This is a genomic window from Microbispora sp. CSR-4 (assembly GCF_008033685.1).
In the GTDB taxonomy this organism is placed as follows: Bacteria; Actinomycetota; Actinomycetes; order Streptosporangiales; family Streptosporangiaceae; genus Microbispora.
The window spans coordinates 1-354 of sequence record NZ_VJVX01000310.1; the positions used below are offsets into that span (position 1 = coordinate 1).

Annotated in this window: 1 protein-coding gene; it reads left to right on the forward strand. The window is 76.0% G+C overall.

Features of this window, described 5'->3' with window-relative positions; all coding sequences use genetic code 11:
• Nucleotides 1–40: 40 nt before the first annotated feature.
• Nucleotides 41–354, forward strand: a 314-nt coding sequence (locus FLV34_RS43340) for a bL28 family ribosomal protein (RefSeq protein ID WP_315985236.1), incomplete at its 3' end; no start/stop codon positions are given.

The window sequence follows — 354 nt, forward strand, 5'->3', positions numbered from 1 at the left end:
CCTGTCCCGATTGGCCGTTACTCACGTGAACCCGCCCCACATGCCGTCCCCCTCCCTTTCTCTCTTTTTTCTCTTCAGCCCCCCCCCCCCCCCCCCCCCCCCCCCCGCCCCCCCCCCGCCCCCCCCCCCCGCCCCCCCCCGCCCCCCCCCGGCCCCCCCCCCCCCCCCCCGCCGCCCCCGCCGGCGATGGACCCCCAACATCCAGCACCGCCGCTACTGGCTGCCCAGCGAGAACCGCTATGTACGGCTCACGCTCAGCACCCGGGCGCGAGGGCCTCGTAGTGCTCCCGTCCGAGCGTGCGCACCGATTCGACGTCACCGGGCAGAGCGACCTGGCCGTCCCGCACGTTCCAC